This window comes from Nocardioides sp., assembly GCF_047607185.1.
GTDB lineage: Bacteria > Actinomycetota > Actinomycetes > Propionibacteriales > Nocardioidaceae > Nocardioides.
In genome coordinates this window covers 1-16488 of record NZ_JASGDQ010000122.1, presented here as the reverse complement: position 1 = coordinate 16488, position 16488 = coordinate 1, and the positions used below count along the sequence as shown (strand labels likewise).

16 protein-coding genes and 2 pseudogenes are annotated in these 16488 nt (G+C 66.8%); 10 read left to right on the top strand and 8 right to left on the bottom strand.

What is annotated here, in order from left to right; genetic code table 11:
* Window positions 1-72 precede the first annotated feature (72 nt).
* Both QM595_RS14245 and QM595_RS14240 read left to right on the top strand, forming a co-directional pair.
* A complete protein-coding gene (locus QM595_RS14245) occupies window positions 73-2253 on the top strand; it encodes a malate synthase G (protein ID WP_415172228.1) in 2181 nt (726 codons plus the stop codon).
* Window positions 2250-2678 (top strand): GlcG/HbpS family heme-binding protein, encoded by a 429-nt coding sequence (locus QM595_RS14240; protein WP_415172227.1) that lies wholly within the window; start codon window positions 2250-2252, stop codon window positions 2676-2678. Before QM595_RS14245 ends, QM595_RS14240 begins: the two co-directional genes overlap by 4 nt.
* Window positions 2679-2754: 76 nt before the next feature.
* On the opposite strand, the gene QM595_RS14235 is transcribed toward QM595_RS14240, so the two are convergent.
* Window positions 2755-3474 (bottom strand): MFS transporter, encoded by a 720-nt coding sequence (locus tag QM595_RS14235; protein ID WP_415172226.1) that lies wholly within the window; start codon window positions 3472-3474, stop codon window positions 2755-2757.
* 33 nt (window positions 3475-3507) lie between these two features.
* On the opposite strand from QM595_RS14235, the gene QM595_RS14230 reads away from it, so the two are divergent.
* The 5 genes and pseudogenes from QM595_RS14230 (at window position 3508) to QM595_RS14210 (ending at window position 5668) form a co-directional block, all read left to right on the top strand.
* The gene (locus QM595_RS14230) at window positions 3508-4143 is read left to right on the top strand and encodes a TetR/AcrR family transcriptional regulator C-terminal domain-containing protein (RefSeq protein WP_415172225.1); all 636 of its coding nucleotides are present in this window, start codon (window positions 3508-3510) and stop codon (window positions 4141-4143) included.
* Window positions 4144-4186: 43 nt separating this feature from the next.
* A pseudogene (locus tag QM595_RS14225) lies at window positions 4187-4486 on the top strand (siderophore-interacting protein); the annotation flags it as partial.
* A 13-nt stretch (window positions 4487-4499) separates the two neighbouring features.
* Window positions 4500-4730: pseudogene (locus tag QM595_RS14220) on the top strand (siderophore-interacting protein); the annotation flags it as partial.
* A 213-nt stretch (window positions 4731-4943) separates the two neighbouring features.
* Window positions 4944-5390, top strand: coding sequence for a hypothetical protein (locus tag QM595_RS14215; protein WP_415172224.1), 447 nt, complete (start codon window positions 4944-4946; stop codon window positions 5388-5390).
* A gap of 5 nt (window positions 5391-5395) precedes the next feature.
* Window positions 5396-5668, top strand: coding sequence for a hypothetical protein (locus QM595_RS14210; RefSeq protein ID WP_415172223.1), 273 nt, complete (start codon window positions 5396-5398; stop codon window positions 5666-5668).
* A gap of 13 nt (window positions 5669-5681) precedes the next feature.
* On the opposite strand, the gene QM595_RS14205 is transcribed toward QM595_RS14210, so the two are convergent.
* The 4 genes from QM595_RS14205 to QM595_RS14190 all read right to left on the bottom strand — a co-directional run bounded on the left by QM595_RS14205 (window position 5682) and on the right by QM595_RS14190 (window position 8890).
* Entirely contained in the window at window positions 5682-5915 is a 234-nt protein-coding gene (locus QM595_RS14205) for a hypothetical protein (protein ID WP_415172222.1), read from the bottom strand.
* Between the two features lie 218 nt (window positions 5916-6133).
* Window positions 6134-7081, bottom strand: coding sequence for a nucleotidyl transferase AbiEii/AbiGii toxin family protein (locus QM595_RS14200; RefSeq protein ID WP_415172221.1), 948 nt, complete (start codon window positions 7079-7081; stop codon window positions 6134-6136).
* Window positions 7074-7703 (bottom strand): type IV toxin-antitoxin system AbiEi family antitoxin domain-containing protein, encoded by a 630-nt coding sequence (locus QM595_RS14195; protein WP_415172220.1) that lies wholly within the window; start codon window positions 7701-7703, stop codon window positions 7074-7076. Before QM595_RS14195 ends, QM595_RS14200 begins: the two co-directional genes overlap by 8 nt.
* 35 nt (window positions 7704-7738) lie before the next feature.
* Complete coding sequence (locus tag QM595_RS14190; protein WP_415172219.1) at window positions 7739-8890, bottom strand: tyrosine-type recombinase/integrase; 1152 nt, start codon at window positions 8888-8890, stop codon at window positions 7739-7741.
* Here QM595_RS14190 and QM595_RS14185 point away from each other — a divergent pair.
* Complete coding sequence (locus QM595_RS14185; RefSeq protein WP_415172218.1) at window positions 8876-9241, top strand: hypothetical protein; 366 nt, start codon at window positions 8876-8878, stop codon at window positions 9239-9241. The two genes, QM595_RS14190 and QM595_RS14185, sit on opposite strands and share 15 nt — an antisense overlap.
* Before the next feature lie 8 nt (window positions 9242-9249).
* Here QM595_RS14185 and QM595_RS14180 read toward each other — a convergent pair whose 3' ends face one another.
* Window positions 9250-10554 carry a hypothetical protein gene (locus QM595_RS14180; protein WP_415172217.1) on the bottom strand — a complete coding sequence of 435 codons (1305 nt, stop codon included), beginning with the start codon at window positions 10552-10554 and terminating at the stop codon, window positions 9250-9252.
* Window positions 10555-10664: 110 nt separating this feature from the next.
* Here QM595_RS14180 and QM595_RS14175 point away from each other — a divergent pair, with 110 nt between their 5' ends.
* Window positions 10665-11189: a DUF6932 family protein gene (locus QM595_RS14175; RefSeq protein WP_415172216.1), complete on the top strand. Its 525-nt coding sequence runs from the start codon at window positions 10665-10667 to the stop codon at window positions 11187-11189.
* On the top strand, window positions 11186-12151 hold the full coding sequence (locus QM595_RS14170; protein ID WP_415172215.1) for a hypothetical protein: 966 nt from the start codon (window positions 11186-11188) through the stop codon (window positions 12149-12151). The genes QM595_RS14175 and QM595_RS14170 overlap by 4 nt, the downstream gene beginning before the upstream one ends.
* 185 nt (window positions 12152-12336) lie before the next feature.
* Here the strand turns inward: QM595_RS14170 and QM595_RS14165 are convergent, their stop codons facing one another.
* Window positions 12337-13335 carry a DUF4192 domain-containing protein gene (locus tag QM595_RS14165; RefSeq protein ID WP_415172214.1) on the bottom strand — a complete coding sequence of 333 codons (999 nt, stop codon included), beginning with the start codon at window positions 13333-13335 and terminating at the stop codon, window positions 12337-12339.
* A 342-nt stretch (window positions 13336-13677) separates the two neighbouring features.
* Window positions 13678-16296 (bottom strand): Zn-binding domain-containing protein, encoded by a 2619-nt coding sequence (locus tag QM595_RS14160; protein WP_415172213.1) that lies wholly within the window; start codon window positions 16294-16296, stop codon window positions 13678-13680.
* Window positions 16297-16488: the final 192 nt, after the last annotated feature.

The following is a 16488-nucleotide window of genomic DNA, read 5'->3' as shown; positions in this document are numbered from 1 at the left end:
CGTGGCATAGTTTGCGACGAAATACCGCAATACAGATGATTGATTTCGTATGGTGGAATAACGGAGGAAGATGTGACCACGTTCGTGCCCGTCGGCTCCCTGCAGGTCGCGGAGGAACTGCACCGCTTCGTCGAGGACGAGGCGCTTCCCGGCTCGGGGGTGGGCTCCGAGGCGTTCTGGTCCGGTCTGCAGCGTGCCGTCGAGCAGCTGGTGCCGCGACAGCGTGCGCTGCTGGCCCGGCGCGACGAACTGCAGTCGGCGATCGACGACTATCACCGGGCGGCGCCCGGCACGGTCGATCTCGACGCCTACGAGGCGTTCCTCCGAAGCATCGGCTATCTCGTGGACGAGCCGGCGCCGTTCACCGTGAGCACGTCCGGCGTGGACGCCGAGATCTCCTCCCAGGCCGGGCCCCAGCTGGTGGTGCCGATCCTCAACGCGCGGTTCGCGACCAATGCCGCCAACGCACGCTGGGGTTCGCTCTACGACGCGCTCTACGGCTCCGACGTCATCGACCAGTCCGGGGCGCTGGCGCCCGGGTCGTCGTACAACCCTCGTCGGGGCGCCGCGGTCATCGCCCGCGGCCGCGAGCTGCTGGACGTCGTGGCCCCGCTAGCGGGCGCCTCCCACGCCGAGGCCACGGGCTACGTCGTCGAGGACGGGCTGGTGGCGAGGATCGGCGAGCGGTCGGTGCGGCTGGTCGACCCGGCCCGGTTCGTCGGCTACCGCGGCCTGCCTGGCGAGCCGGAGGCGGTGCTGCTGCGCAACCACGGGCTCCACGTCGAGATCGTCATCGACCGTGACCACCCCGTGGGCGCGACGGACGCCGCCGGCGTCAGCGACCTGCTGCTCGAGGCGGCGGTCAGCACGATCATGGACCTCGAGGACTCCGTCGCCGCCGTCGACGCCGAGGACAAGGTGCTCGGCTACCGCAACTGGCTGCTGCTGATGCAGGGCACCCTGGCGGAGGAGGTCACCAAGGGGGAGCGGACCTTCACTCGCCGGATGAGCCCCGACCGCGTCTACACGACCCCCGACGGCGGTGAGCTCGTGCTGCCGGGCCGCGCGCTGCTCTTCGTACGTCAGGTCGGCCACCTGATGACCGTCGACGCCGTACTCGACGCCGAGGGCGCGCCGATCCCCGAGGGGCTCCTGGACGCCTTCGTGACCGGCCTCGGCGCATGCCACGACCTGCGCCGCTCCGGTGGTCTGGCCAACTCGCGCACCGGCTCGATGTACGCCGTGAAGCCGAAGATGCACGGGCCCGACGAGGTCGCGCTCACCGTGGACACCTTCGCGCTGGTCGAGGAGACCCTCGGCCTGCCGCGCAACACCATCAAGGTCGGGATCATGGACGAGGAGCGGCGTACGACGCTCAACCTCGCCGCCTGCATCCACGCCGCCCGGGAGCGGGTCGCCTTCATCAACACCGGCTTCCTGGACCGCACCGGCGACGAGATCCACACCTCGATGCTCGCCGGCCCCGTCGTCCGCAAGAACGACATGAGGAAGTCTGTCTGGATCGACGCCTACGAGAAGTCCAATGTCGACGTCGGCCTCGCCTGCGGCCTGGCCGGCCACGCCCAGATCGGCAAGGGGATGTGGGCCGCGCCGGACAACCTCGCTGACATGGTGGCGCAGAAGATCGCGCACCCGGAGGCCGGGGCCACCACCGCCTGGGTGCCCTCGCCGACCGCCGCCACGCTGCACGCGATGCATTACCACCATGTCGACGTCGCGGCGCGGCAGGCTGAGCTCGCCGCGGGCGGCAAGCGCGCCACCCTCCACGAGCTGCTCACCCTGCCGCTGGGCGACCCCGCGGACTGGAGCGCGACGGACCGGAGGGCCGAGCTGGACAACAACGTGCAGAGCACGCTGGGCTACGTGGTCCGCTGGATCAACGCCGGCGTCGGCTGCTCCAAGGTGCCGGACTTGTCCGGCACGCCGTTGATGGAGGACCGCGCCACCTGCCGGATCTCCAGCCAGCACGTGTCCAACTGGCTGCGCCACGGCGTCATCACCGTCAAGGAGGTCGAGGAGAGCCTGCGCCGGATGGCGGTCCTGGTCGACGAGCAGAACGCCAGCGACGCCGACTACCTCCCGATGGCCCCCGGCTACGACGGCGAGGCGTTCCTCGCAGCCCGCGAGCTGCTGCTCGAGGGGGCGGCCCAGCCGTCGGGCTACACCGAGCCGATCCTGCACCGCCGCCGCATCGCCCAGAAGAGCATCGCATCGAAGAAGGAGACCCGATGAGCCTCACCCTGGACCAGGCCCGCACCATCGTCGCCGCCGCGCGCGCCCACGGCACGACTGCGGGTCTCAAGCCGCTGACCGTCGTCGTCCTCGACACCGGCGGACACGTGATCGCGGTCGAGCGAGAGGACGGCGCCTCGATGAAGCGCTTCGAGATCGCCCGCGGCAAGGCCTACGGCGCCCTCGCCCTCGGCATGGGCTCGCGCTCGCTGATGGCTCGCGCCGAGCAGCAGTCCTACTTCGTGCTCGCCGCCGCTGGCGCGGTCGGCGGCGACCTGGTCCCCGTCCCCGGCGGCGTCCTGGTCCGCGACGGCTCCGGCGCCCTGCTCGGCGCCGTCGGCATCTCCGGCGACACCTCCGACGCCGACGAGGCCGCCTGCGTCGCGGGCGTCGAGGCGGCCGGCCTCACCGCCCAGGTGGACTGAGAACGTCACGCCCGGCGGGGCCGGTCTGCGAGGCCGTCTCGCCGAGCCAGAGGCAACGAATATCAGCTTCACGCAGTCATACGCGACCGGCCCCACCTGTCTGTGGAAGGTCTCCGTGTCTACCGGCGGAGCCGATGAGCACCGCGACCACGACGGCACCGGCGACCAGGATGAGCCCGCCGGCGAGGAACAGGTCGTGGAACCCGCGCATGGTGGCGGCGGGGACGGCGCCGGGATGCGCGGTGAGGTAGGTGGTGGTGGCGCTGGCGGCGATGGAGCCGAGGACGGCGAGGCCGAGCGATCCGCCGATCTGTTGGGTCGTGTTGACCAGGGCGCTGGCCGCGTCGGAGTCGGTGTCGGCGATGTCGGTCATCGCCGATTCGGGTGCGGTGACGAAGACGAGCCCGCATCCGATGGCGGCGACCGTCATGCCCGGCACGAGGCGGGTGGCGAAGATCAGGCTCATCAGGCCGAGCGTCGCGGTGACGGCTCCGGGCACGTCGTACCGGGTCCTCCCGCCGGTCCTGCTCTCGATCAGCACGACCAGGCCGATCGCCAGGGCGACCACGCCGACGGGCACGTTGACGAGCGGGCACCAGCGCCACGACGTGTACTCGGTCAGCAGCCCGCCGACGATCAGGCCGATCGCCACGCCCGCGCCGGAGACCGCGCCGTAGACGCCGAAGGCGGTGCCGCGTTCCTTCGCCCGGGTGAAGGTCACCGAGAGGATCGCCAGCCCGGCCGGGGCCATCAGCGCGGCGAACGCTGCACCAGGGCGATCAGTCCCAGCACCCACCAGCGCCTCGGGCTCGGCCTCACCTCGGTGCTCGTGTCTGCCGTGCTGGACGCCGACGGTCTGGAGGCGTTGACGACGCGCAAGCTCGCCGCGCACCTCGGTCTGCAGGCCGGCAGCCTGTACTGGCACTTCCCCAGCAAGCAGGCCCTGCTGGAAGCGATGGCCGACGAGCTGATCGCGGGGGTGGGAGTGCCGTCACCGGGCGACACCTGGGATCAGACGATGGCCGAGTTCGCCCGTGGGCTCCGGCGCGCCCTGCTGTCCCGTCGGGATGGCGCGCGGGTCGTCGCGGGTTCCTATGTCACCGAGCAGAACACCGTCTCGATCAGCCGCGCCTGGGTCCAGGCCGCCCACGAGCGTGGTCTCGACCTGGACGACGCGGTGTGGGCGGGCTTCGCGATCTTCAGCTTCGTCCTGGGTCACGTCATCGAAGAGCAGGGCATGGCCGAGCTGACCGCCGAGCAGCAGGCCGCGAAATCGCAGACGGCGCTGTCGGACACCCGCCCTGCCGACGAGATCGCCTCGGCCCTGGTCCGTGCCGTCCTGGCCGACCCGGACGACCGCTTCGAGTTCGGCCTCACCCTGTGTCTCGACGGGCTGCGACAGCGACAGACGAAAGCCTCGACCCGGTCCCGTAGCACGACGACAGATTCCCGGAACGCCGACTGAGGTGCCCCTGCTTCCCAGCGTTCGCCGCCCGCGCGAACGGGCCATGATCACCCTCGAGGTCGCCGCCGCCGAGCGGCTCAGTCCGAGCTTCGTGAAGGTGACGCTCGCCGGTGCCGGCCTCGACCGGTTCCGGCCCGCGGGGCCCGACCAGGGATTCCGGATGTTCTTCCGCCGGCCCGGACAGCAACGCCTGAGCATGCCGACGATCGCCAACGAGGCGTGGATGGCCCAACTGATCGTGCAACCGGTCTCCCGTCGGCCCTGGGTCCGGATGTACACCGTCCGGGCCATCCGCCCCGAGGCCTGCGAACTCGACGTGGAGATCGCCCTCCACCACGGACCACACGGACCCAGCCACCACGATCCACTGGCTGCCTCGCGACAACCCCACGCTCAAACCGGGAACCCTCGCGCTCGACGCCGTACGGAACGCCAATCTGTCGGTCTCACCTGCCTACACCTGGGTCGCCGGCGAATCCGGACTCGCCACCGGGGTCCGCCGCCACCTCGTCGGCGACCGTCGCTTCCCGAAGTCCACCGTCACCTTCACCGGATACTGGCGTCACGGCCACGCCGCACCCGGCTGACCAATCCATATCCCCCAGAGATCCCCAGGGCTCGCCGGGTACGGCGGCCGGGCGTGGCCCTTCGAACTCGCCACCAGAAGATGACCGACCTCGGACAAGACCGTCGTCGGCAGCATCAGACGTCCCACCTGTGGCCCGACCGCGATGACACCTCCCGAGCCGCCGTCGCTACCGTCTACGGCGAGCGACCGGAGCCCGAGGGGAGGGCAGCGCATGGCAGGCAATGATCCGAAGCGGCTGGAGGACTCCGTCCGCGCCAGCGAGCCTGCCGACGACCTTGTGCTCCTGCTTCGAGGTGGCACGGACACCAAGGACAAGTTCCTTCGCCACACCGGCGACATGGCCGACCGTTACACCTACCGAGGGCTTTCCGCGCGGGGCATTTCGCTGTTCGCCGCCCACGGAGAGCTCGGCGAGCGCGCGGTCTTGGGCTCGCGTATGGCCACCTACAAGGGCTACTACAGGCTCGCCCCGGGTGCTGCGGGTGAGTTGGGCCTCCTGCTGCCGACTTTCACCGCGCCCCACTGGACGTTGCTCTTCGAGCCGTCGGAGTCCGATTCGCCGAGGCCGTTGTCGGACCTACTGGACGAACTGCTCGCTATTCTTGGACCATTGCTGGAGAACCCGAAGTTCGTCAAACCCGACGCCGGAAGGAGGTGAGAGCCGTGGAGGAACTGACCGTTGTGGTCGACTTGGAGGTCGATTTCCACAGCATCGACGAGACCGGCTACGTCTGGGCCTGGTTGAAGTACGCACGCGACCCTTCCGTCATCCAGCCCGGTGAGATCATCGTCGTCGGCGACGATGACGCCCTCGCGATGGGTCGAGTTGTCGATTTGGTCGAAGAAGCCAACGGCACCGTCGTCCACGTCGACGTGCTGCCCGGCTCCGTCGGTGGCTACTTCAAGGCCGTCGCCCGCTCCGCCGCGACCGTCTGACGCGGGGAGCGTCCTACTCGGCTGAACCGACGCCCTTCTGCGCGTACCACGGCACGCCGCCCGGCTCCTTGGTGCCGAGGCCGTGACCTAGCTCCCACAAGGCGAAGTCGGTCTCGTACCACTCGATTGAACCGACCTCGACGTCCTCGCGAACGTAGGGGTTGGCTGACTCAGACGCGCCCTGGTGCGCGGCCTCCCGGCCGAGGCAGAACGCGCAGTCGTCGTCCTCGGCGTCGTGCTCATCCATGTCTCTATCGTCCCAGCGGCCACCGACAACGCCCAACGATTTCCGCTCACGGCGATCTCCTGCGGAATCTCTGCGGAATCGAGCCGACTTCAGGGCAACGAAAAGGCCCTCTGAAACCGGCGTTTCCGCAGGTCAGAGGCCCTTTCGGGAAGTCAGCGACTCCTAGATGTCGTAATAGTGACTGGGTTACCCCTGCTGACCTGCGCAAACGTCGCTGATCATGTCGCTGGGTACGCTCTGGGTACGCTCGGCGACGGGCTCCAGGCGAGTTCGGTGTGGCTCCAGGCCATGCCGTCGGCGTCCCCGGCCAGTGCTGGGTCGATGAGCCGAGCGACGAGAGTCGCCGCGAGGTCGACGGTTGGGTAGTTGGCGCAGTAGGGCACCGGCTTGGCGAGTTTCGTGTATCCCGGACCCCACGTCGAGGGCACGGTGAAGTGGTCGAACGGCTCCATCTTGCGCCGCCGTGCCTCGGTGGTGATCGCAACGCGAAGCGCGGTGCCGTCGAGGTCTTGGGTCGCCGCGAACACGACGAGGTCGACCAGGTCCTTCTCGCGGCTGGATGCCTTGCCTTGGTACTCGGTCATGGTGGCGCAGACCTTGTCGGCGATCTGGTCGACGACTGGGTAGAGCCGGTAGGGGAAGCTGGTCAGACGTGGCAGTGCCAACGCACTCGCAGGCTCGGTTGTCACGACGTCGCCGGTCGGGCCGGCGCCGACAGCCAGGTCGACCTGGAGTGATCCCTTGGAGGCGGCGCCGATGAGGATGTCGAACTTCACTTGGTAGCCCTCGGTGTAGGGCTGGTTGTCGGTGCCGATCGAGTCGGCGTGCCCGGCGTACTGGAAGGTGAAGTGGTCGCCCAGGTCGACTGCGGCGAGCCGGGTCAGGTCGGTGAGTGCCTCTGCGAGGGTGAAGCTTTCGCGGTAGAGGTCGATGTCGCGGGTCGACCTGGTCGAGGGAACCCGGGCGAGGATGCCGGTGCCGCCCTTGAGAACCCACTCGGACTCGGCGCCTTCGGAGAAGACCCGGGACAGGAACCGGTTGAAGTACTCCAGATGGATGCGCTTGTTGACGTCCAGCGACGGGTCGGTAGCAGCTGCCTTCTTCGCGGCTTCCTTGATCGCATTCTCGACACCGCCGGGCGTCGGGTAGCGCTCGACCTCAGCCATGAGTAGTCACCTGCCCGACTCCCGCGAGCTCGGTGAGCCGGGTCATCAGCGCCGGCCCGAGCAGCTCGGTCAGTCGGGTCGTGTCGAGGTCGCCCTTGCGCCAGGCGTCGCGGAGGCTGTCGGCAACGAGGCTGAGGTCGCCGACCACCGCCACCAGATCAGCGATGGTTGCCTCGACATTCAGCACCGGCAGACCGTCCACAGAGGTGACTTCGCGAGGGTCGAGGGTGCGTTTGCGGTAGCGGACATCGCTGCGCTGACTCTGACGACGTACGGGGGTGATGAAGTCGAAGTGGTCGTCCCACACGTCGCCGATCCCGTGGATACGCGCTGCGGAAGCGCCCGCGAACACGACAGCATCGGGGTCGGTCGTACGCCGCTCGTGCGCCAGCCGCTTGGGGTCGGTTCTCAGCCAGGCCGCCCGCAGACGGTCGAGATCGTCGCTGGGGGAGGCGGTGGTCTTGTAGACGCCGTGCGCGAGTCGTTCCAGCAGTCCGTCGGCGGCGAGTCGGGACAGGTCGAGCCGGGTGACTCCGCGCATGCTGGCCTGGGCCGAGGTCACCATGCCCCACTGGTAGGCGGTGATCTCGGCCAGGGCACGCAGAGCATCCTTCGACCTCATGCTTGGATTGTATCGCCTAGATGCTACTTTCCAAGTCATTCGGCCCCGTCTCCGTCGCCGAGGTCGACGGCCTCAACTCCGTCTTCCTGTTCGCTGACTTCCTCATCGTCGTCCTCGTCCACGTCTTCGTCCTCACCGGAGTGAGTGCCGAACACAGCGTCGATGGCTCGCTTGGTGCGCTCCGAACTGCCCTCCATGAGGTGTGTGTAGGTCCGGAGCGTGAACCCCGGGTCGGCGTGGCCGAGGTACTCGCTGACCGCCTTGATCGTCTCGCCCTCGTGGAGCGCGGTGCTGGCGAAGAAGTGCCGCAGCGCGTGGCACCCGTTCTCGCGCAGGTCAGGAGGGTGCGCGCGAACGAGCGCCGGCCTCCACAGGTAGGTGTTGGAGTAGTTGCGGTTCAGCGCCTTCCTCTCCCGCGTGGTCAACAACAGCGAAGCGGTCGTCTCCTTCCCGTCCGGGACCATCCACGGCAGGGTCACCTCAAGGGGCGGGTACTGCGTCATGTGGCGCGTGATCGCCTCTAGCACCCCGTCGGGCAGAGGAACCTTGCGCGTCTTGCGTCCCTTCGGCAGCCCGAACACCAGTACGTTGCCACCGAACACCTTGACCTGACGCCGGACGTTGACCTCGCCTCGTTCCAGGTCGAGGTCGTCGGGGGAGAGCGCGAAGATCTCACCCTGTCGTAGTCCGAGCCCGGCGCCGAGAACTGCCACCAACGAGTAGCGGTCGGGCAGTTCGTCACGCATTGCCAGCACATGCTGCTGTGTCCAGGGCACGAGCTTCTTCGGGTCCGACCTCGGCTTGCGCACCGACGGCGCCTTGCATGGGTTCTTCGCGAGCATCTCGTCGTCGACCGCGGCGGTGAAGACGGTGGCCACGTTGGCGAACACGACCTTGCGGTACGTCGGTGCCAACTCGGTCAGGCCGCGAAGCCACCCTTGGATCGTCGATGGCTGGATGTCGGAGAGGAACCGATCCCCGAGCACGGGGTAGGCGTGCAGCCGCAGGCGGAGCTCGACCGCCACGCGGGTGGTCTCCTCGAAGGTCTGCGCTGCCAGCCACTTGGCGGCGTACTCCTCGAACTTCACCTTGCCGGCGTCCGGGTCGAGGTAGTTGCCCCGGACGATGTCGGCTGAGACGCGTCCAAGCGCGTCCCCGATGCACTTGCTCGGTTGCGCGCCGACCACGCCGTCGAAGTTTCACCTAGGGGCCTCGTCACGCAGGAGCGCGAGTCGGGCCAAAGAGTGTGGACCTGGGCGGGCCTCAAAGCCAACGCAACGCTCCGCGCCGGCCTCGGGCTGGACTCACTCGGTGTCGAGAACGACTACCTCGACCTCCCTGCGGGCGCCGACCTCGCGGTGGCGCTTCCGGATCGGGTGCCAGACCCAGGTCGGGACGCGATCACCGGTCTCAAGTTCTCCGTCGCGCTCCCTGCGCATCTCGCGTCCCGAACCGTCGGCGAACGGCTCGCCGACCCCAAGGGCGCCGAGCTGACGATCGCCAAGCCTCGGGTCGTGGTGCGGACTGAAGACGCCTGAACCACCGGTCACGCCTGGAGCGTCTTTTCCTGCCAGTCGATGAGGACCTGATCCGGCAGGTCTAGTCCAAACCTCTTGAAGAGAGTTTGGGCAAGGGCGACTCCTACCCCGCGAGGATTGGCAAGCAACTCGGCTGTCGAGCAGGTCTCCGATGCCTCCAGTCGGTCTGTGTGAATCAGGTAGTCGTCGTGCAGTTCGCGGTTCCAATCACCAGAGATCAACTGACGGCCCGCGATTCCCTCTAGCGAGACTTCGATGGAAATCGAGTCGGTGCCCATCGTGGTCGCCATTCTCGCTGCGAACTCGGCAACTTCTATGAGGTAGAACAAGACCTCCCAAACGACGACCGCGCCAGTGGCACCTTGAGCGTCAGCCTGTAGCTGCCCGTCGGTCGCTGCGAGGTCGACCTTGAACACACGGCGATGGAGGAACTGGCCGCTCTCGCATGCGCGCCATGCCTCCGAGTGCGGGACAACCCTGGCCTCGATGTCTTGTCCTACCCAATCACCGTGCCGAACGATCGGGTTCTGGTGGTCTACGAAGGGCATCGGCCAGCCCCGCAGGCGCACTGCGTTGTTCACTACCAGCGACTCCACCGCCGCCGAGTGCACCTGGGTTGGGTCGAACGTGGATGGTCGTATCGAGACGTCGAAGTGCCCTTTGGAGAGGATGAACTCCTGCACCGCGCTTGGGTCCGCCCAAGCGATCTCGGCTTCGGCGGCGAACGCATCGCGCGTGGCGGCATCTACCGACTTGATAGCACCGAGGCTGAGCCCAGCATCGCCGATTCGGCGGATGAACTCGCGCACTCCCTTGGTCACCGCCAAGTCGAGCAGTTCGCGCATGTCCGCGGCTGTTGGGACAGCGAGCGACTGAGGCTTTCCGTGGGGACGTACGTAGACCACACCCTGCTGCAACTCGCCTGGGTAGTCCTTCTTGCAGACGTGCGGCACCTGATCGAACTCGCTCACCTCCAGGACGACGATGTCGGAGCCGTTGGCGAGCTTGAGTGGTGCAACGTGGAAAGCGACGGGCGGCTCGGAGTAGCGCGCAAGGGCATCGTGGACGTTGTTGTAGTCGGACCACTCGGAGAGCTGTTGCGGGCTGAGGCCCGGCGTCATCGCCGTGAGTTGGGCGTCCTCGATTCCAAGGCAAACCAGACCGCCGTCTCGGAGGTTGCCCATCGCCATTGCCGCTCGGGCGATCTTGGCGCAGAAGTGCTTGTCGGAAAGGTCGCCTGGCCCCTTGGCCTCGAACGATCTCAGCTCATGGCCGAGCGCGAGAATCTCCTCGACCTCGACGCTGGTCACCACAGCCCGAGCCTATCGGCGCGGTGGCGGCGCGAGTTGTGGCCGCGCCGAGGCCGTTCTCCGGCGAAGGGGGCGGCACTCCGCTAGGTTCGGCTGGATTGAAGGTTCGAGAAGTGGAGTGGAACGTGGTGCTTCCGGCGCTCACAGCCGATGGGCTCTTGCCGCCGGCCGGTGCGCCCTACCTCACGGACATGGATGAACTTCGCCAGATCTTCGTAGACGGGGCGCCAGCGTTCAGGGACGAGCGAGCTCGGGTCTTCACGGCTTTGGAGCTACATCTCGGACTTGCACGGGAGCGCGTTGGCGCGGGCATCCACGCCTGGATCGACGGCGGATTCATTACGCACAAGACGTGGGCGGCGCCGCATGACGCAGACGTCGCGCTGGTGATCTCGCCCACCGCGCACTTCGTCGTCGACGAGGTGCTCCCGCTGCTCACCCTAAAAGATGTGTCGGCGGTCGAGCCTAAACTCGCAACTGCGCGGCTTCAGCCGATGGGCGGGCTGGTCGATGCATTCCTTGTCCCGGACCAGCCGGCCGCGCGAGCAACATGGCACGACACTTGGTCAAGCGTGAAGGACGCAACAGGAGTCATTGTCCAAGGCCAGCGCAAAGGGTACGTGGAGGTGATCTTGTGAGCGCTGATGACAAGGCGTCGCAGATCGAACTCCTGCGAGCTGCGCTGCGGGAGCGCACAGGCAACGAGGTACTGGACGAGCTCTCTCGTGCTTCGATCCTGTCTGGAGTCGTTGGCGAAGACCCTGATCTTCTGGCTGTGTACGCGGAGGAGACTGCTCCGCCGCAGGCCGAGTTCGACGTTCACCTCGAAGGTGGAACCGTCGTTGGACACGAGACTCAAGCCAAGCCTCTCGGTAACTTCATGCGGTTCGCGTCGCAGGCGGTGAATGAGATCGCCAAGTCGATCTCGCCGATTCAACGGCTTGGTGACCGGCTAATCGTTGAGCCAGGGCCTGGGTCAGTACGTCTTGTCATGCGCGTGCCGCTCGTTTCGGAGACTGATACGGCCCCCGCGTTCGAGCAGCCGGCTTCCGTCGAGACTCGCGCGATTGAGGTTCTGGCCGACCTCTTCACTGAGGCCGAGGCCGACGTGGTCGAGGATTCCCCCCTGACAGCCGCCGTGCAGAGACTGTCGCCCAAGGCCCGCACCCAGCTCCGGCTGCTCGCCAAGACGGCGAAAGAGTCGGACTGGTCGCTCTCAGGAGAGGTCCGACGTCGCGGCGTCGCGCCGCGAACAGTGACTTTGACGAGGCGCGGTGCGGCCCGTCTTGAGGACGAGGCCCAGCAGGAGTCACAGGCTTCGAGTGAAGCGGTGATGTACGGCGTCATCGACGGTCACATCCGCTCAGAGAGCCTGGTCAGCTTCATCCCCGAGGGCCAGCGTCGATTTAAGGCGAGCGTGATGGACGCAGAACTGATGAACCAGGTCGCTCACCTTGCCGCCGACGAGGGGACTCGAGTCCGCGCCGTCTTCGACGTCTACGAACGTATGCCGGCCGGTCAGTCCGAGGTCGTGCGTCGTTCGTACACGTTGAAGTCCGTTGAGGCAGCCCCTGGAGTCGAGCATCCCGCACTCGTCTGACTTCGATGATTGTCGATCCTCGGCCCTCACTCGACGGGGAGAACGATCTCCAGTTCGACGGCGTGGTTGAGGTCGGGCCGAACCACTCGCATTACCGGATCGGATCGGCGCTTCACGAGGCGGGCGAAGGCGCGCTCAAGGAGGCTCGGGGGAGTGCGGCGGTACGAGAGATCCATGACGAACCCCTAGATCCCGCACGCGGGCCGCACGGTGCCCTGCGAGGCGGATGTGCGGGTCGGGGCGAGCGTTTCTGTGCCGAGATCTGTGGCGAAGGTCTTGGGTGCCTCCCATTCGCGTGGGTGCATGCCGGTCTGGACGGCGGCGGCGACGAGCTTGGCGAGGGCGTAGGGCTTGTCCTTGGGAACCTGGTCGAGGGCGCACCACGCGAGAGCGCCGTGACCGCTCAGCCAGCTCGCGAACCCGAGCAGTGAAGCGGGGACGGCGCGGACCTCGTCGGGTGCACGCTTGGTCATGTCGGTCCACAGCGCGACGTGGGAGGCGGCGTTGCCTCGGTTCATGTCGAGCCAGAGCCGGTCTCGCGTCGGGGTCGACTCGACGGCAACGAGCAGCCGGGCCGCATCGGCGTCGGAGAGCCGGACGCCGTCGCGTTGGAACCGCTGCATCCGGGCGAGCGCCCAGCGGCCCTCCACCTTGGCGGTGTTCTCCCGGGCAGCCGCCCGCGTCTCGGGAAGCAAAGCCGAGACGGGCTCCCGGTCGCCGACAAGCGACTCTGCCAGCGACTCACGGCTTGCGGCCGGTTGAGCGCGTCCGCTAAGCACGGTGGCCGCGGCGACGGTCTCGCGGGCGGCGTCGGTGCGCAGACCCATGTCGCCGGTGTCGAGGTCGGCCCAGCGGGTCTCGTCGGCCCACAACAGGATCGGCGTACCGATGCCGATGTTCCCGAGCCGAGCGGCGAAGTCCTCGCCAACGACGTTGGCCTGTTCGCGGTCGGCGCTGAGGCAGACGATGGCGACGTTGGAGCCGGGCTGGGCGTAGCGGCGAAACACATCGCTGATCGAGCCCCAGACGCCTTCGCGGTCACGGGCGGTGGTCGGGATGTCAACACGGGCGACGGGGAGGTCGGATCGCAGCGGGAGGAACACGATCGACTCTTCGGGCTGGAAGCCGAGCAAGTGCGGGATGGCCGCAACGAGCTCGTCGGGGGAGTGGATGGAGAGCGCCATACACCGTAGGTGTCCCACCCGGGCCGCGTGGCGGCGAACTCGGATTGGGGGTGCACTGGGTACGCACGACGACGAAAAACGGCGCCTGCCGTTGGAAGGCGTCGAAAGACGTTTCCGCAGGTCAGGCGCCGTTTTCGACGACTACTGACAGAGGCTGAAAAGCCCCGGATCAGATGTCGTAGTAGAGCTCGAACAAAGAGCGGTGGTCTTGGCTGTCGCTGGTCATCGACGGTTGTCGTCGAAAAGTTGGCTTGACCTGCGCAAACGCCCTTATGGCGCGATTGGTCGTCGTTGGCTGGCGCGGACCTGAAACGAGAATCTTGCGGACTATTTGCGGACTGATCACACGACCCCGCCGAGCATGGCCTCCAGCAGGAGCACGGCAGAACCTCGCGAGAGGTCGTCGTGGTCGCGCTGGTTGCCATAGCTCCGTAGGCATCCGTAGCACGAGGTCTCGGCTCCACATTCGCAGGAACTCACTCGCTTGAGTGCGGCTTTGAGGACACGCTCCAGGTGTTGCTCGACCAGCAGGACGTGCCCCGCGCCGCCGGGCACCGTGTCGAAGAGCACGATTTCCCAACTGGTGGCGCCCGTCGGCGCGAGGGACGCGCCGATGTCGTCGCGTGCGATTTCAAGCTCGTCGCAGGCGGCTTCGAGCACGGCGTAGAGCAGGGACTTCCAGTGGGCTTGCGCATTCGAGATGCCAGGCATCTTGATGTCGATGAACAGCAGGTCGGTCTCGTAGCTGTGGGCGAGATCGAGCCAGCGAGACGACCCGGCACACGGTGAACCCTTGATGAGGTGATCGTGCGTTGGAGGCTTCTGGGGGTGGAGCGAGCGTGCAGCGCCGTGACCGCACCAGTTGCAGATCCAGAAGCCGGAGCCGCCGGGTCCGTCCGCCACGGACACAAGCCGTCCGCGAGGGCCAACTCGAACCTCGCAGGTCCCGGACTTGATGGAGACTTTCCGCTCCTTGACCTCTGCAGGCTCCTTGAGGACGTACGTCGCTCCGCTCCACGACCGCCGAGGTGGACGTGGTCCAGGCCGCGCCGGGCTCGGAGCCGCTACGAACCCGAACTCGGGAACGGTGATCTTCCTTGGCGCATGCGTAGAAGCCTCGCCGCAGTGGGGACACTGTGGGTCGAGCTCGGCGAGCGCCTGCCAGAAGCCGCCGCATCGGCCGCAGGTGCGGTACTCGAACTCCTCCAAGTCTCGACCGGGCATCTTGTAGATGCCACGAGAGGTCCAGAGCATTCCGCCAGCAACAAGGGTGGCGTCCGGCGCGTACTCGTGGATGGCCTGCGAGAGATCGCGGGAAAGGTCGAGCTTCGCTCCCGCCTGGTTTCCGGAGTAGGTGGTTCTCAGCTCGACGGAGTCGACGGGGAACCCGTACTTGGGAAGCACGTTTCGCGTGGCGAGGAACCCGAGCAAGTCGCGCATCTCCAATGTGCGGCCGACCTGCTTGTACCGCTCGGCAAGTTTGTACTTCTGGGCGCTCGCCGCCTGGAGCTGGAGTTCCGCGAGTGCTTCGACATCGCCAGACAATTCAGTCCGCACGTTTTCGAGGAGGTCGAGCAGAACAGTGACCCACGCATCCGTGTCGACGCCGATCTCGTCGGCGACCTTCTGCGGGAGGACGCGCTTGAGAGACTGCTTGATCTCTGGCGGAACCGGAGCGAGGAAACCCTTCAGCAGCGTGACCGGCGCGTCGCCGCCGCCTTCGGGCGGCAGGAAGAACTGGCCGGCTGTCCGGGAGATTCCGTGATGGACGTCCAGATACCAACGGAAGAAAGCGGCGAGCACGACTGAGTGGGCATGCCGACGGTCGATCCGCTCGTTGTCGAGGGTCACGTACGGGGCCCGGACCGCGCCGGACATCATGACCTCTGGCTCTGCGAACCGGCTGAGGTCGTGAGACCGGCGGTTGGCATAAGTGACGACGAGCGCGGCAGCTCCGGAGCGTCGGCCGGCTCGACCGGCCCGCTGGACATAGTTGGCAGTCGACGGTGGCATGTTGCGCAGCAGGACGGCTTGCAGCTCCCCGACGTCGACGCCGAGCTCGAAGGTCGTTGAGCACGACAGGGTATTCACCTCGCCGCGGATGAACTGGTGCTGGACGTTGGCAGCCTCGACATTTGTCCACTGGGCCGTGTGCTCCTGTGCCCTTAGGGGAACGGCCCGCATCGACTGGTAGATCGCTCGGTAGTGGTTGCGGTCGTCGTTCAGCGCGGGCGGGACGAACTCCTCCAACGTCCCCTCGCAGTTCAGCGCTGGGCAGACCCCGCGCACTGAGAAGGCTGTGACTCGACGGCAGATTGTGCACTGGTGGACCGGGGATGCCTCGCTCGCCCAACGCATGCGGAGCAGCTCGTGGTCAACTTGGTAGACGACCCCGAGACTTTGCTGGGTGCTTGCCTTCAGCCAGTCGATTGGGGTCGACGGCGATGACAGGAAACTCCAGATTCCCTTGAGTAGGGCCGAGGGGTCGTCGTTGCGGTCAAGGGCGTTGAGCACGCGCCGGACGTAGTCGATGCGCCGGTTGGTGCCCTTGCCAGGGAGCCATGAGAGCACCTTGCGGATTGCTTGCGGTCCTGATTCGCGGACAAAGATCGGTCCAAGACGGGGCTCGAAGATTTCGTCCTTCGCGTCAACGTCGCTGGGCATAGTCACGGCGCCCTGCTGGCGGAGCGTGCGCATGAGTTCTTGAAGGAACGACCATGCCTCGTCGTCGGTCAAGCCGAGCGCAAGCAGAGGCGGTGGAGTGGGCCAGGCAGGGTCACGGTCCATTGCGATCGACAACAACCCAAGTCCCTCAAGAGATTGCCGGTCGTCGGTTGCGACCACTTCAGCCATCACCCACGGTCCAACCTCGCGAGCCTGTTGTTGAGCGGTCATCCGACGTGGGAACGTCTTGACGCTCTCGGCCGCTTTGCGCGTAGAGAAAACGACGTCCTCGATCATCACGGGATCAGTAGCTGCTCCAGCGTCAATCAAGCCCTGGCTGATGAGTCGTCGGCGTTTGAGTTGAGCAATAGTCAAGACCTGTGGACGGCGTGTTCACGCGACTTGTTGATCGCCTCCTGATTCTTGGCTCGCGGCGTCGTCTCGTTCGATCAGTAGGCCGTTCTTGAAGGTGGCGCCGGCGCGGACGAG

Coding starts and splice junctions, on each gene's coding strand:
- QM595_RS14195 (WP_415172220.1), bottom strand. CDS start 7,703: ATGAGGTCGAAGGATGCTCTGCGTGCCCTGGCCGAGATCACCGCCTAC.
- QM595_RS14215 (WP_415172224.1), top strand. CDS start 4,944: ATGGCAGGCAATGATCCGAAGCGGCTGGAGGACTCCGTCCGCGCCAGC.
- QM595_RS14200 (WP_415172221.1), bottom strand. CDS start 7,081: ATGGCTGAGGTCGAGCGCTACCCGACGCCCGGCGGTGTCGAGAATGCG.
- QM595_RS14205 (WP_415172222.1), bottom strand. CDS start 5,915: ATGGATGAGCACGACGCCGAGGACGACGACTGCGCGTTCTGCCTCGGC.
- QM595_RS14240 (WP_415172227.1), top strand. CDS start 2,250: ATGAGCCTCACCCTGGACCAGGCCCGCACCATCGTCGCCGCCGCGCGC.
- QM595_RS14165 (WP_415172214.1), bottom strand. CDS start 13,335: ATGGCGCTCTCCATCCACTCCCCCGACGAGCTCGTTGCGGCCATCCCG.
- QM595_RS14160 (WP_415172213.1), bottom strand. CDS start 16,296: ATGATCGAGGACGTCGTTTTCTCTACGCGCAAAGCGGCCGAGAGCGTC.